Here is a 16,393-nt window from a genome sequence, read left to right on the forward strand (position 1 = left end):
CCTTTATTTTTTACTAATATTGATATAGAATAAGCCGCCCAACTTACTTAAAATTGATTTTAAAGTCAAAGAGCACCTATGAAATTAAGATTTTTTTCGGACTATATTCGGACTATATTCAATTTTGAATCACTTATTAAGGTGATTCTACTTCTTTTTATTTTGACAGCTTCTTCGTTGAAAGCCCAAAGTGTTTCTATAGCAGCTTCTCAACCTAATGCAGATGAAGATGGTCCAGTAAACGGACGATATACTATAACTGTTTCAAACGGAAATAGCGGTGATTTTTATACCGTCAATTTAGCAGTTGGCGGAACTAGTACTGCAACAGTAAATGATGATTATTCTCCATTACCTACCGCAGTTGGTGTCGCCACCAATTTCTTTGGAAACGGTAGTGCAACAGTAAATCTTAATATAATAGATGATCAAATTATTGAAGCTACAGAAACAGTAACTTTAAATATTACCAATACTAGTCCGGCTTTATTCGTTGCTACAGGTTCTGCTACGATAAACATTGCAGATAATGATATGGCTGGTGTTAATGTTTCGACAATAAGCGGCAATACGACCGAGGCAGGAGGGACCGCTACTTTCAACGTTAGCTTGACCGTTCAGCCTACCGATCCGGTAACGATTGCTTTATCCAGCAACGACATAGGCGAAGGAACCGTGCCGAACAGTGTTACGGTACCCGTTGCCAGTTGGGATACGGGCGTAGCCGTTACGGTAACGGGGGTTGACGATGATATAATTGATGGCAACGTGAATTATAGTATTATCACAGGAAACGTTACTTCCGCAGACACGAACTATAATGCCTTGGGCGGTGGTTCAGTTGCCAATGTTCCGGTTACCAATACGGACAATGACACGGCTGGGGTAAATGTCTCCGCCATTAGCGGAAATACGGGAGAGGATGGTACGACCGCTACTTTTACGGTCAGTTTGACCAGTCAGCCCACTAATGCGATAAGGATAGCTCTTTCGAGTAACAATACGGACGAGGGAACCGTAGCGAACAGTGTTACAGTACCCGTTGCCAGTTGGGATACGGGCGTAGCCGTTACGGTAACGGGGGTTGACGATAATGTAATCGACGGTCCCGTGAACTATACGATTGTCACGGGCAACGTCACTTCCGCGGACACGAACTATAATGCCTTGGGCGGTGGTTCAGTTGCCAATGTTCCGGTTACCAATACGGACAATGACACGGCTGGGGTAAATGTCTCCGCCATTAGCGGAAATACGGGAGAGGATGGTACGACCGCTACTTTTACGGTCAGTCTGACCAGTCAGCCCACTAATGCGGTAAGGATAGCTCTTTCGAGTAACAATACGGACGAGGGAACCGTAGCGAACAGTGTTACAGTACCCGTTGCCAGTTGGGATACGGGCGTAGCCGTTACGGTAACGGGGGTTGACGATAATATAATTGACGGCAACGTGAATTATAGTATTATCACAGGGAACGTTACTTCTGCGGACACGAACTACAATGTTTTGAACGGGGGTGCTGTCGCTAATATTGCTGTCACCAATACGGACAATGACACGGCAGGAATAAATGTCTCCACTATAAGTAATAATACGACGGAAGCGGGCGGTACTGCTACTTTCACAATAACACTTGCTAGTCAGCCTTCAGCACCTATCATTATGGAGCTTTCAAGTAGTAATACAGATGAAGGTACTGTGCCAGCCAGTATTGCTATACTAGTTGCCAATTGGAATACTCCAACGATAATTACGGTAACAGGCCAGGATGATTCAATTGTAGATGGGAATATTGATTATAGCATCCTCACTGGAAACGTCACCTCGGCCGATGCAAATTATAATGCCCTTAATGGCGCTGCCGTGGCAGATGTTCCAGTCACTAATACGGACGATGACGTAGCCGGCTTATCAATTTCGGACGCAACGGTTAATGAAGATGTAGCAACTGGAAATATGGTATTTAATGTTGAACTGGATGTAGCTGTAGTTGGAGGAACAACGGTACGATATACATTTTCAAATGGTTCCGCTACCGGAGGTGGTGTGGATTTTACCGGAAATACACCTCCCAACAATGTGCTTACTTTTAATGGAGACGCTGGGGAAATAGAAAACATTGTTGTTGCAATCACGGACGATTCAGAATTGGAATCGACGGAGGATTTTGTAGTACAGCTGGGATTGCCAACCAATGGGGTTACCCTTTCCGATGGAAATGCAACGGGTACAATCAACGACGACGATAACTGTGCTCCGGCTCCAATCTTAAATACCGATATTCCTACGATATTTTGTAGGGATGAAGGCAGTACCAATAATTCTATTTTTCAGAATACTACTGTGAGTAGCCTTAATGATTATACGAATACCCCAGCGCCTGACGGTACAGTGCTTACCTGGAGTAGATTGTCCAACCCACTGAATGAAAATGCTTATCTAACACCACAAGAAGTGGATGATCCAACAGTTGAAGGATCCTATTTTGGCTTCTTTTTGGATGATAACGGCACTCCTAATAATTTTGATGATGATTGCGCCAGTGGGGTTATAGAGGTAGAGTTGGTATTAAATGAAATTCCGCCATTGCCTGTTGTTAGTGGAGCTGAGCGGTGTGGCCCTGGAACGGTCTTATTAACAGCAACAGCAGAGACAGGATCTTCCATTAGGTGGTATGCTAGTGCAGATTCTGATGTTATTTTAAATGAAGGCGAAGAATTTACAACACCCTTTTTAAACGCTACCACTAGTTTTTATGTTGACGCTATAGCGAACAGTTGTTTTTCTGAGAGAGTTGAAGTGGAAGTGGTTGTAGGATTTCAGGCCACCACTGGTATAGCTGCCAATGCTTCCATTTGCAGCGTTCCGGCAAATGGCCCTACAATCTTGGACTTAGACGATAGACTTACCGGAGAGAGTGCCGGTAATTGGGCGGTTACGACAGACCCATCAGGGAGTATCGCATTAACACCTTCCAATATTATTGATTTTAGAAATTTACCGAGCGGTGATTATGTTTTTACATTTACCACTACAGAATCTACATTGCCCTGCGAAAACGTGTCCGTTGAAGTAACCATTTCAGTAAGTGATTGTGATACCGATGAAGATGGTGATGGTCTTTTCGGAGGAGATGAAGCTACTTTGGGGACCGACCCTAATAATGAGGATACTGACGAGGATGGTATCAATGATGGTGATGAGGTTGGAGCTGATATTGAAAATCCTTTGGATGAAGATAACGACGGAATCATTGATGCTTTGGATAGCAATATCATGGATTCCGATAATGATGGGGTAAACGACCAACAAGATCCCGCTAACGATAACCCATGTATTCCTAATAGATTTAATGGAGTTTGCGACACTGATGGGGACGGTATATCTGATTTAGAAGAACAGGAGACAGGCTCAGACCCCGATGATCCCTGTAGTCCAAATGCTACTCCAGATTGTGATACACCTATAGATTTGGAAGTAACGAAAGAAGTGGATATACCTGATGCAATTTTGGGTGAAAATAGGGTTTTTACAATTACTGTCAGTAATTTATCAAATAGGAAAGCTACAGCCATCGTAGTGGGAGATGTACTGGAACTAGGATTTGAATTTATTTCAAAAACGGTTTCGACGGGTAATTATGATGAGGATACAGGGGAGTGGGCCATACCGGAATTGCTCCCTTCTGCTTCGGCGACACTTACATTGGAAGTTCTCGTAGTAGAAGGTAACAATTATACCAATACTGCAACACTTCTAGAATCTATTCCGAGGGATGTTACGGAAGAAAACAATGAGGCTACAGTTGAGTTAAATATTGAGATGCCGGAGGGAATAGATATCGAAATCATAAAAACAGTGGACGATAAAACTCCTTTTGTTGGAGAAAACATTGTGTTTACAATAACCGCTATTAATCTTTCTTTGAATGAGGAAACCATCAGTAATGTTAACATTCAGGATATCATTTCATCCGAAATGGATAGCGGGTTTCAATATGTGAATCATGTTGCTGCTGAAGGTAGTACTTATAACGTAATATCCGGTGTATGGAATATTGAGGAACTATTATTCGGTGAGCAAAACCAAAGAACCTTGGATATAACCGTTTCTGTCCCTAGATTAGGGTTATTCGAGAATACGGCTACCTTGATCAGTTCATTTCCTACGGACACCAACGACGATAATAATAGTAGCACCGTTATAATTGATGTGGGGGAACCCACCCCTGCGGATCCTGGTTTTATCTTTAATCAGTTTTCCCCAAATGGCGATAACACAAATGATGTACTTGAAATAAACCTAACGGACCCTGACACGGGTATTGATGTGCCTATAGCCTATAGAATTCAAATCTTTGATAGGTATGGTAATTTGGTGTTGGATAACGAGGGACAAGATGCAGAAATTTGGGATGGTACATGGGAAGGTAAAGAGGCACCAAAAGGAACTTATTTCTATATTTTAAACTATGATTTAGGTCAAGGTTCAGTCTTGGACAAAGGTTGGATTCAACTAATTAGGTAAATGTTTATGAAAGGGAAAATCATTAACCCAAGTTACTGTTGTCAATTTTTATTGCTCTCTTTTTTATTTTTTTTCAGCATTGAGGTCAAAAGTCAAAAAGAACCACAGTATACGCAATACATGTATAATATTGGGAGCTTTAATCCCGCTTACGTGGGTTCGGTTGAAGCTATGGATTTGACAGCATTATATAGGGCTCAATGGATTGATATACCAGGTGCTCCGAGAACCATAAGATTAGGGACTAATATTCCTTTGAAAAACGAAAAACATGGCCTGGGTTTCAATATTGTTAACGACCAATTAGGCCCTGTTACGCAAACCTATTTTGACCTTTCATACTCTTTTCAGGTAAATTTATCCTCCAATAGCTATCTTTCTTTTGGTGTTGATGCTGGTGGTTCTGCTTTAAACGTAGATTTTTCAAAAGGAACTTTCAGGGACCCTGGTGAACCTTTCAACGGTCAAAATGTCAGTAACTTTTACCCCACGATTGGTGCTGGCCTTTTTATGTACAGTACTAATTGGTATTTGGGAGCATCGGTCCCTAATTTTTTGACAGAGGGTATTTATAATGACGAAGTAGCTACCGTTGTGGATGATAGACTTCAATTTAACTTTATCGGTGGTTACGTTTTTGAAATATCTGATAACTTTAAGTTTAAACCTGCTTTTTTGATCAATGCTCTTCAGGGAAATCCATTAAACGTGAATTTATCGGCAAATTTTTTGTTTGCCAATGCATTCACTGTAGGTGCATCGTTTAGACTGGAAAATGCATTCAGCGGTTTGGCTGGTTTTCAAATCTCCAAAGGAACTTTTATAGGGTATTCGTACGATTATAATACCAATCCTTTAGGCGAATTTAACAATGGTTCGCACGAGATGATTATTAAATTTACGCTTGGAAAAGGAACCGGTAACAAAACGAAAGGCAATAGGGAAAAAGAATTGAAAAACAAACCAAAGCAAATAGATAGTCCTAGATTCTTCTAATTAAAGTATTATGAGTTTTAGATTTTTAATCATTTTTATATTAATATCGTTCACGGCATTGGGTCAGAATAAAAATTCTAAGGGCGATAACTATTTTTATGGTTACCAATATAAAAATGCTATAGAAGCTTATAGAAAAGAACAATCAAAAAAACCGTTGACGAATAGCCAATTACTTAATCTGGCAGATTCATATTTTAAGATAGGTAAGTATGATGACGCAGCTAAACTTTACATGAGTGTAAGTGCAAATGATACCATTATATCCGTCCATCGTTTCAATAAAATGTTGCAGAGTCTTTCTAGGGGAGGTAATCAAGATAGTGTCAAGACGTTTATAAAATCTAAATCATCGGTATTTTCAACAGAACTTATAGAAAATGCTGAATTCAATTATCAGCTTTATAATAGATCTCCCGATCAAGATGTTAAAATCATAAATCTTTTTGCCAATAGTGCGCAAGCGGATTTTTCACCTGCGTTTTATAAAGAAAACCTTCTTTTTAGTAGTAGTCGCCCACGGAAATCCAAAAATATTTATACTCCTTCTGGAGAATCATACTTGGATATATATGTAGGCAAGTTTGAAAAAAGTGGAAACGTATCGATGGCAACTCCTTTTTCAGAGCTACCATCTTTTAAATTTCACAAGTCAACCCCTTTTTATGCCGCAAGCTCTAACAGATTTTTTTATATCGTTTCAAATACGGAAGACGGTCAAATGGCTTTTAATGATGAAGGAAAGAACGCTTTGGCCTTAGCTGTTTTATATGATAGTGGGCAATTTCGTTTTCTTTTAAAAGATTTGAGCGTATCTTTTTATTATCCTTATTTTGACGATGAAAGTGAGCGACTTTACTTCGCTGCCAATTTTGAAGATAGCTACGGTGGTACAGACTTATATTATGTAGTTACCAATAATGGTCAAGTTATGACGGCCCCCATTAATTTAGGACCAAAAATCAATTCCCCCGGAAATGAGATTGCGCCATATATTTTTGATGGAAGTCTTTATTTTTCCTCGGATGTTTTTTACGGGTTGGGTGGTATGGATGTGTACAAGTCCAATATTCAACCTGATGGTTCTTATAGTATTCCTGTCAATATAGGAGAGGGTATCAATTCTAAAGACGATGACTTCGGATTTATTATAAAGGAAAATGAAAATAAAGGATATATTGGTTATGTTGCTTCCAATAGGCCTGGAGGCAAGGGAGGAGATGATATCTATAAGTTTGAAATGGATAAAATCCCTGGATTGAAAACTTTTAGCGTAAAGGGAAAGGTGGTAAACACTGCATCAAAAAAGACAATAGACAAAGCAGAGATTAGATTGTTGAGTCGAGAAGGGGATGTTCTGAAAGAAATTTATTCAAAAGACGATGGCAGCTTTTCAATAGAAATCCCATGGCAAGATTACGTTAGTGTCTCTGCAACCAAAGATGGATACTCTATCTTTTCGATGGCTTATTCCGATGAGGGTATAGAAGAAGTACAAAAAAAACCTTTTAATATAGGATTGGCCAAGTGGAGCGATTGGATATTAGAAAAAGAAGATAAAACGGTTCTAAAAATAGGCAAGTTCTTTTTTGATAAAGGAAGGAGTACGGTTACACCATCGGTTGCCATAGAGTTGGATAAAGTTGTAGCTGCCGTTTCCAGTTTTCCAGATTTACAAATAAAAATTGAATCCCATACCGATAGTAGAGGAAGTACTTCATATAACAAACGCCTATCCCAAAAAAGGGCAGATGCCATTAAAATATATCTTTTGGGAAAAGGACTTTCAGCTTCAAATATTATAGAGGCAAAAGGTTATGGAGAAGAAAGAATTAAGAATAATTGTACCAATGGCACCTATTGTTTGGATTTTCTCCACAAACAAAATGAGCGTACGCTATTTGTGGTCGAAAAAAATTAAATAATAACCAACCAGAAATAATAAACGGAGAATAGTCCCAAGAAAATAATCCCTAAGTAAGATAAAAGCTTTAAATTTTTTCCTGGACGGTGTTCCGTTTGAATATCTTCACTGGTTACATTCTTCAAATTCATATAACCTATAATCGGGGCTACAACGAATGAAACAAAAGTAGCTAGCGCTACAAGATTGCCCATATTGGCTCCGAATAAATAAATAACCAAAAAATTGATTGCTGCCAATAGGATTACGCCAATAGCGAAATTGGTTTTGTTTTTCCTAAACTTTTTCTTCTCATCAAGTAATTCCAATATGTCCAAGCTTACTCTCGTTACCGCATCATGTGCGGTCATGCAGGTACTGAACATGGTAGCAAATGCAGAAACTGCAATGAAAATATAGGCCCAAGAACCAATATGGCTTGTAAAAAGCTGTACTACTTGATCCGCAAACTGAACAGCATTATTGCTAAGTATCGTATTCGTGCCGTATAGTGTAAACCATCCAATGACCATAAAGAAAATTGCTAGAATTGCGGTCAAAACATAACCTACATTAAATTCTTGAAGGGAATCTTTCAAAGGTGGTTTTTCTTGATTCTTCCATTTTTCTATACTCCAAAGGCTTACCCAACTTGAGGCTTCTACCGTAGTGGGCATCCAACCCATTAATCCTATGAGAAATAGAATATCTACCTCGTTGAAAATTGGTACCGGGATAAATCCCTCACTTTCTGTTACCGGGCCTTGGGCCACTACTAATAACGTAGTGACAATCAGGGCTAAAAAGAGGATACTTACCACAAATTTTAAGCTAATTTCTAAAAACTTGTATTTGCCAATAATAAGGAGGCCGCTGATAAGCATAAACAATCCAAGGGCAGTGCCGCTTATGGATATGTCGGATATTTTAAATAAGTTAATAAAGAGACCGGCCGTTACCGTATAAAGCGCAGCTAAAATAGTAAAAGTGGTCACTATGGTAATCAGTGTATAAAACCACAGATAGCCCTTTCCCCTGTTCAAATACCCTTCTATGAGGGTGCTATTGGTTACACTGGTATAGCGAACGCCGAATTCGAAAAAAGGATACTTTAGGATATTGGCTAAAATAATAGGTACAACCATGATCCAACCATATTGAGCTCCTGCTTTGGTAGAAAGCACTAAATGGGATGTTCCTATGGCCATACTGGCAAATAACAATCCGGGACCAAGATTTTTTAATAGTGTTTTCATGATTATTCAATACTTATTTTATCTCCATAGAATCTTGGTTCCGTTTTGAATGCAAGGTCCAAGAATACTTTTACCCTTGCGAAGTATTCCCGGAGTTGTACCCTTAGCCCGGATTTTATGGAAATATCTTTTGCATTGTACCCTATGGCATGTAACCCTTTTTTTTCCGCAATATAAATAGCACGTTCATTATGAAACTTCTGTGAAATTATAGTAACATTTTTAAGTCCAAAAACTTCTTTTGCCCTCACTACAGAATCTAAAGTTCTAAATCCCGCATAGTCAAGGAATATTTTTTCCGATGGAATTCCGGCCGTAATCAAATCTTTTTTCATAGTATTTGGCTCATTGTAATATATGCTGCCATTATCTCCGCTGACCAGAATAAAGTTTATCTTATTTTCTTTATAAAGGGTTACGGCGGCCGCTATGCGGTAAGTATAATATGGATTTGGATTACCATTTTTTATTTTTTTTGAGGTACCTAACAGTAATCCAACTTTGTTTGAAGGAATATCGGAGAGGTCCGTGAATGTTTTTCCCTCTGCAAAGGAATTGATAAGTGTATTACAAATAAGCAAAATCAAGGCCATGATCAGAAATAGGATCAAGCTTATTTTCAATACTTTTTTTCTCCTCATTAAATCTATAGTTGGTAGGTTAAAGGTAGGGAATTGATAAAAATGATGAATTTTCGATTATAAAAAGAATTTTGATGTCATAAGAATTGTATAGACTGATATACTTTTTACAAAACCTTCAATAAAACATACGATTATAGATGATAAGCTGAATTTTATGCATCTATTTCATGCCATTCCATAGAAATCAATAACAAATTAAAATATTGACTTACTGGAAAAAACTTAATTTAGAGTGGAATATTTATAAAGATTATCAAAATGGGACAGCAAAAGCCATATCATGCTAAATACAAAATTAGAATTGTAACTGCTGCTTCTTTATTTGATGGTCATGATGCGGCTATTAATATCATGAGGCGTATCATTCAGGCCACTGGGGTTGAGGTGATTCATCTGGGGCACGATAGAAGCGTTGACGAAGTGGTAAATACTGCTATTCAGGAAGATGTTAATGCCATTTGTATGACGTCCTATCAAGGAGGTCATAATGAGTATTTTAAATATATGTATGATCTTCTCAAAGAACGTGGCAGGGAGGATATCAAGATTTTTGGTGGGGGCGGAGGTGTTATTCTTCCTCATGAAATAAAAGAACTGATGGACTATGGAATAACCCGCCTTTATTCTCCGGATGATGGTAGGGAAATGGGTCTGCAGGGCATGATCAATGATTTAGTGGAAAAATCGGATTTTGCCATTGGGGATAACATCACTAATGAAATGGAAGTGCTGAAAGAGAAAAGCCCGAAAGCTATCGCGCGACTCATTTCCGGAGCGGAAAATTTTCCGGAGAAGATGGAAAAGGAACTGAAGCAAATTGGTGAGCTGAGTAAAAAATCAAACACACCTATACTAGGAATTACGGGAACGGGCGGAGCCGGTAAATCCTCGTTAGTGGACGAATTGGTGCGTCGTTTTTTGATGGATTTTCCAAAAAAAACATTGGGGATTATCTCTGTAGACCCCTCTAAAAGAAAAACTGGAGGAGCTTTGCTCGGGGACAGGATTCGCATGAACGCTATCAATAATCCGAGGGTTTATATGCGTAGCCTAGCTACGCGGCAATCAAATTTGGCATTGTCCAAACATGTTGGTGAAGCCATAAATGTTCTTAAAGCGGCTGAATTTGACCTTATTATTCTTGAAACTTCGGGTATTGGACAATCGGATACTGAAATCTTGGAGCATAGTGATGTTTCCCTCTATGTAATGACCCCGGAGTTTGGTGCGGCCACACAGTTGGAAAAGATAGATATGCTTGATTTTGCCGATGTAGTAGCTATTAACAAATTTGATAAAAGAGGAGCTTTGGATGCGGTTCGCGATGTAAAAAAACAGTACATGCGCAATCATGATCTTTGGGACACCCCTCAAGAGGATATGCCTATTTATGGGACAATCGCTTCTCAGTTCAATGACCCGGGCATGAATCGGTTGTACGGTGCGGTAATGGAAAAGGTTTCGGAAAAAACGAAAGCTGAGTTTGTCTCTAAGCTTGAAATCTCGAAAGGAGAGAGCGAAAAAATACATATAATTCCACCTTCGCGGACCAGATATTTATCGGAAATCGCTGAAAATAACAGGAGTTATGATGAAACGGCAAAGCTTCAGTCAGAAGTGGCTCAAAAGCTCTTCGGTATTTATAAAACACTGGAATCGGTTTGTGATAAGAAAATTTCCCTGAATGAATCCGGTCTGGAACTTCATCAAAATGAAATTGGGGATACGACCAAAAAAAACCTTGTCCGATTGCTTTTGGCCGAATTTGACAATGTTAAATTAAATTTGAATCCACATCATTGGAAAACGATTGTATCATGGGAAGGAAAAGTGAATCGCTACAAAAACCCTGTATATTCTTTTAAGGTTCGGGATAAGGAATTGAAAATTGAAACACATACAAAATCCCTATCGCATTTGGATATTCCTAAAATTGCCTTGCCAAAGTTTCAGGCTTGGGGAGATATTTTAAAATGGACTTTACAAGAGAATGTTCCTGGAGAATTTCCGTACACGGCAGGATTATATCCTTTTAAAAGAACAGGGGAAGACCCCACGCGAATGTTTGCGGGTGAGGGTGGCCCGGAACGCACCAATAGAAGATTTCATTATGTAAGTATGGGGTTGCCGGCAAAGAGGCTTTCAACAGCTTTTGATAGTGTTACCTTGTACGGGAACGACCCTGATTATAGACCGGATATTTATGGTAAAATCGGAAATGCCGGAGTAAGTATCTGTTGTCTGGACGATGCCAAGAAACTGTATTCAGGTTTTAATTTGGTTGATGCCATGACTTCCGTAAGCATGACCATCAATGGCCCTGCACCTATGCTTTTGGCATTTTTCATGAATGCCGCGATCGATCAACAATGTGAACTATATATTAAAGAAAACGGATTGCAAAAAGAGGTCGAAGCCAAGATTGAAAAAATATACCAAGGAAAAGAACGGCCTAGGTATCATGGCGAGCTTCCTGAAGGTAATGACGGGTTGGGGCTGTTTTTACTAGGGGTCACCGGCGATCAAGTGCTCCCTGCCGAAGCGTATAATAATATCAAAGCTAAAACTTTAGCAGAAGTCAGAGGAACGGTCCAAGCGGATATTTTAAAAGAAGATCAAGCCCAAAATACCTGCATTTTCTCAACGGAATTTGCGTTGCGCTTAATGGGAGATGTACAGGAATATTTCATTGAAAAACAGGTTCGGAATTTTTATTCCGTTTCTATATCGGGATATCATATTGCGGAAGCGGGAGCCAATCCCATTACACAGTTGGCACTGACCTTATCCAATGGTTTTACCTATGTGGAGTATTATCTTTCAAGAGGAATGGATATTAATGCTTTCGGCCCCAATCTATCCTTTTTCTTCTCAAACGGTATCGACCCCGAGTATGCGGTGATCGGTAGAGTGGCACGCAAAATATGGACAAAGGCCTTGAAACATAAATATGGGGCCAATCCAAGGGCTCAGATGCTTAAATACCATATTCAGACTTCTGGGAGAAGCTTGCATGCACAAGAAATCGATTTTAATGATATCCGAACGACCTTGCAAGCGTTATATGCCATATATGATAATTGCAATTCGTTGCACACCAATGCATATGACGAAGCAATTACAACTCCAACCGAGGATTCCGTGAGGAGGGCAATGGCGATACAGCTCATTATCAATAAAGAATTGGGATTGACTAAAAATGAGAACCCGCTACAGGGATCATTTATCATAGAAGAGTTGACTGATTTGGTGGAAGAAGCGGTACTGTTGGAATTTGATAGAATTACCGAAAGAGGAGGCGTTCTAGGTGCTATGGAGACCATGTACCAGCGTAATAAGATTCAAGAGGAAAGCCTTCATTATGAAACCTTAAAACACAACGGGGATTTTCCGATTATTGGTGTGAATACCTTCTTGAGTTCCAAAGGTTCGCCTACAATCTTACCCAACGAAGTAATCCGAGCGACCGAGGAAGAGAAGCAGTATCAGATAAAAACACTGGAACAGCTTCACAGTGCAAATGATTCATCGGTGACATTAAAGGAACTGCAGAAAACGGCTATCCAAAACGAAAACATTTTTGAACGGTTGATGGAAGTGGCCAAGTCTTGCTCTTTGGGCCAAATGACAAAAGCGTTATTTGAGGTCGGTGGACAATATAGAAGAAACATGTAGCACTCCTTTTTAAGTGTTCCTAATTAAATTTAACCCTTATTGAAATGATCATGTTTTACTTGGATTAACAGTAAGAAAAGAGGCTTCTATGAAAACAAAATTCACCTTTAGCCTTTAGAATTCACTTTTAAAAAGGTTTTTAATATAATTTTAAATGCTTAGGCTTTCATTTGTACCATCAATGGGAACATTGTTGCTATGAAGAGAGCGGGCAAGTGCATGACTAATTGCTTTGCCCGCTTTAATTTAAGGCCCCGGTTATAGAATTGGAAATGCGTAGGATAAATAAAAATAGTGTTTATGTATTGCTTTTTTTAGGAATTGCAGCAGTATTTTTATGGGGCTATATTGAACTTCAAAAGCCCGTGAATACTGATGTCTCCATGATTAAAAATGTTCAAAAGGTGAATATTGAAGAAATAATTTCAATGTTTAGGAGTAATGAACAGGAGGCAAATACTACTTTCATAGAGAAGGTTATCGAAGTTGAAGGTATTGTGGAAAATATTTCCTTTTTGAATAATAGACATACCATCTTATTAAAAAGTGATAGTTTTTCCAAAAATTTTGTTATGTGTGATATGTCGCCTTTGAGCAAGGATAATATCAAAGAGTTGAGTAAAGGAGATACTATAGTGTTAAAAGGAGTTTGTAAAGGCTTTCTTTTAGACGTAATAATGTTAAATTGCATGCTGATCGATGGGAAAACTAAGGAGTAATATTATCGTAGCATTGTTTTTGTTACATCTAGGTATGTATGGCCAGAATAGCGATAAAGTAATCGCGAGGCAAGGACAGGTTTCTTTCTTTTCGTACACAGCCGTGGAAAACATTGAAGCGACCAACAATCAAGTTCAGAGTATAATAGACAAGGAAAGTGGTGAAATTGCCGTTCAGATGTTATTACGCGCTTTTGTGTTTAAAAAAGCGTTGATGGAAGAGCACTTTAACGAGAGTTATGTAGAATCCGATATTTATCCAAAACTGACATTTAGCGGAAGACTTGCCGATTTCTCCGGATTAAATGTTGTTGATGCACCGTTATTTATTAAAGGTATTATGGATTTTCACGGGGTACAAAAGGAAATTGAGATAAAAGCGAATGCCGAAAACCAAAGTGGGAACATTACAATTTCTGGCGATTTTGAAATTGCGATAGATGATTTTGATATAAAAGTACCCCCATTGTTGGTTCCCAATATTTCAAAAGAAATTAAAGTTCAGTTCAAATTAGAATATACACCCTATGAAGAATAAGAAACAGGTGATTTTTGCTTTGAACATATTTTTGTTTGTAATGTTCAATTCCTATTCACAAGATTTATTGAATATTCTGGAAAAAGAAGCTCCGGCAATGCCTTTATATACACAGGCAACTTTTAAGACCAATAGAGTGGTGTTGGGCCAATCTGTAGAAACGCGGAAAAAAGGTACGTTAGAGTTTATTTTGGGAACAAGATATTGGAACATTCCCAATAATGATGCCAGCCAAAGTTTTGCAGCGGATAGGTTTGCCGCACACCTTGGAGCCCAGTATGCGTTTACCGATAGATTTACGTTAGGAGCAGGGATTGGGTCTTTTGATGGAGTGTTCAACAGTTTTGCTAAATACCGATTAGTAAGGCAGCGAATGGATAAAAATGTTCCCATTAGCATTACCTTACTGCAAGGCATATCATATTTCACAAGGGATTTTGCCATATTTCAATTACCGGATAATTCTTCGGAAAGATTGTCTTATGTGACACAGGCCATAATTGCAAGAAAGTTTAGCAGTGACTTTTCTTTACAAATTACGCCAACATATATCCGTACGGGATCTGATCAACCAACGGAAGGTGAAAATAATTTGTTCCTATTGGGTCTTGCGGGCAGGTATAAATTAGGAAATCACGTATCAATCGGCGCAGAATATGGGTATTTATTGGGAAGAGACGAAAATACTAGGGGTTTTGACCTTTTCTCCCTTGGTTTAAATTGGGAGGTAGGAGACATCATCATGCAATTTTCTATGTCCAATTCAAAAAGCTTTGATGATATAGCGAGTTACACCCTAAATCCAAATAATTTTCATTTTAGACCGGGAGGTTTGCATATAGGGGTCAACGCGACTTACGTATTACATTTAAAAAAACGCAAACAACTACCCAAGGATAAATAGGATTAATCAGGCTACATGTTAAAGATTTAGCCACTGTTTAAATTCTGCAGCTTTATTTTTCCCAATGATAATATCCACTTCCGAATTAGGATTTATCAATATTTTCAATTGATTGTTACCATAACGTATTATTTTTTCGATGGAAGAAATGGCAATGATAAATTGTCTGTTGGCCCTATAGAAAAAGTTTTTGTCCAGACCGGAGAATAGTTCATCAAGACTGGCGTTGGTAGTAGACCTTTTTCCATGAATATCTATCACATAGGTAATCGTGTTTTCTGTGTAGATATATGCTATTTCATCTGTTGCTACCGATAACAGCTCGTTCCTTAAATAAGTCAGGATTCTTTTTTTGCCTTTCTCATTGGTTAGTTCTTTTTCTTTTATATCAGTGCTTTCTTCTGTATTCTTGTTTCGTTCGGTCACATTATCGTTTACCCATTTCTGATATTTGTCCAAATCATTGTTAAGTTTGGCCAGATTGATGACTTCAGTTTCCAATGCCTCATTTTTGTTTTCAATCCGTTTCTCGTATAAACTTCCAATTAGGCGAACGGTTATGACGCTAGTTAGAACCATTACAAATCCCATGATAATGAAAATAGTGTAAAACCTATTTCTCAGACTCTTGATTTGTGAAGCCATTCTAACGGAATTTGCATGGGCGGCAACTATCCAATCAGAATTGGGTATGGGTTTAAGAAATACGATATCCGTTTTATCGGAATCGGCATTATTGAGTTTTGTAAAGATCAAATCGTAAAATTCATCATTACTGATTTCTGTATTCATGGCCGAGTTCGAAGATTCTTCTTTCGGTATCATTGTTCCGACCAAAGTATTATCAGGATGGCTAATTCGTTCTCCGGACCAATCAAGAATACTAATGAAGCTTGTCCCGTTATTGGTGTTTTGAATACTTTCTTGAATATTGCGCTGTATCTTTTCTTTGGCAATGCCCTCTTCAAATTCATTCCCCAACAAGAGGGCTACTTCCTTTGCTTCTCTTTTGCTGGATGCTAACTGCGTATTCAACATTTGTTCAACGGTTAAGTTGACAAAATACTTGGACGCTATTCCGCCCACTAAGGCAAATAAAATTGTAATCGCTAAAAAAGTATATAAATAAAGTCTGTCCTTTTTCATGTTTTATATGCTTGAAAAACATCATAGATGTAGCGAACGTAGAAACTTGTTCGCCAATTATTTCATTTGTCAAAGATATGGG

General features: G+C 38.6%; 10 protein-coding genes. 7 read left to right on the plus strand and 3 right to left on the minus strand.

Annotation, left to right across the window (positions count from 1 at the left end):
* The first annotated feature begins 78 nt into the window (after positions 1-78).
* The 3 genes from ACKWBX_RS04015 to ACKWBX_RS04025 are packed head-to-tail and all read left to right on the plus strand — an operon-like array spanning position 79 to position 7,447.
* The gene (locus ACKWBX_RS04015; protein WP_413967365.1) at positions 79-4,530 is read left to right on the plus strand and encodes a Calx-beta domain-containing protein; all 4,452 of its coding nucleotides are present in this window, start codon (positions 79-81) and stop codon (positions 4,528-4,530) included.
* A gap of 6 nt (positions 4,531-4,536) precedes the next feature.
* Complete coding sequence (locus tag ACKWBX_RS04020; protein WP_413967366.1) at positions 4,537-5,526, plus strand: PorP/SprF family type IX secretion system membrane protein; 990 nt, start codon at positions 4,537-4,539, stop codon at positions 5,524-5,526.
* 10 nt (positions 5,527-5,536) lie between these two features.
* A complete protein-coding gene (locus tag ACKWBX_RS04025; protein ID WP_413967367.1) occupies positions 5,537-7,447 on the plus strand; it encodes an OmpA family protein in 1,911 nt (636 codons plus the stop codon).
* On the opposite strand, the gene ACKWBX_RS04030 is transcribed toward ACKWBX_RS04025, so the two are convergent.
* Positions 7,444-8,685 (minus strand): NRAMP family divalent metal transporter, encoded by a 1,242-nt coding sequence (locus ACKWBX_RS04030; RefSeq protein ID WP_413967368.1) that lies wholly within the window; start codon positions 8,683-8,685, stop codon positions 7,444-7,446. The two genes, ACKWBX_RS04025 and ACKWBX_RS04030, sit on opposite strands and share 4 nt — an antisense overlap.
* A 2-nt stretch (positions 8,686-8,687) precedes the next feature.
* Positions 8,688-9,326, minus strand: coding sequence for a SanA/YdcF family protein (locus ACKWBX_RS04035; RefSeq protein WP_413967369.1), 639 nt, complete (start codon positions 9,324-9,326; stop codon positions 8,688-8,690).
* A 261-nt stretch (positions 9,327-9,587) separates the two neighbouring features.
* Between ACKWBX_RS04035 and ACKWBX_RS04040 the strand changes: the two genes are divergently transcribed.
* The 4 genes from ACKWBX_RS04040 (at position 9,588) to ACKWBX_RS04055 (ending at position 15,165) form a co-directional block, all read left to right on the plus strand.
* Complete coding sequence (locus tag ACKWBX_RS04040; protein ID WP_413967370.1) at positions 9,588-13,004, plus strand: methylmalonyl-CoA mutase family protein; 3,417 nt, start codon at positions 9,588-9,590, stop codon at positions 13,002-13,004.
* Positions 13,005-13,276: 272 nt separating this feature from the next.
* Positions 13,277-13,723 carry an OB-fold protein gene (locus tag ACKWBX_RS04045; RefSeq protein WP_413967371.1) on the plus strand — a complete coding sequence of 149 codons (447 nt, stop codon included), beginning with the start codon at positions 13,277-13,279 and terminating at the stop codon, positions 13,721-13,723.
* Positions 13,704-14,261: a YceI family protein gene (locus tag ACKWBX_RS04050; RefSeq protein ID WP_413967372.1), complete on the plus strand. Its 558-nt coding sequence runs from the start codon at positions 13,704-13,706 to the stop codon at positions 14,259-14,261. Before ACKWBX_RS04045 ends, ACKWBX_RS04050 begins: the two co-directional genes overlap by 20 nt.
* Positions 14,251-15,165 carry a DUF5777 family beta-barrel protein gene (locus ACKWBX_RS04055; RefSeq protein ID WP_413967373.1) on the plus strand — a complete coding sequence of 305 codons (915 nt, stop codon included), beginning with the start codon at positions 14,251-14,253 and terminating at the stop codon, positions 15,163-15,165. Before ACKWBX_RS04050 ends, ACKWBX_RS04055 begins: the two co-directional genes overlap by 11 nt.
* Before the next feature lie 18 nt (positions 15,166-15,183).
* On the opposite strand, the gene ACKWBX_RS04060 is transcribed toward ACKWBX_RS04055, so the two are convergent.
* On the minus strand, positions 15,184-16,311 hold the full coding sequence (locus ACKWBX_RS04060; RefSeq protein ID WP_413967374.1) for a LytTR family transcriptional regulator DNA-binding domain-containing protein: 1,128 nt from the start codon (positions 16,309-16,311) through the stop codon (positions 15,184-15,186).
* Between the last annotated feature and the right edge of the window lie 82 nt (positions 16,312-16,393).

Origin of the sequence: Maribacter algae (assembly GCF_047345745.1) — a bacterium.
In the GTDB taxonomy this organism is placed as follows: Bacteria; Bacteroidota; Bacteroidia; order Flavobacteriales; family Flavobacteriaceae; genus Maribacter.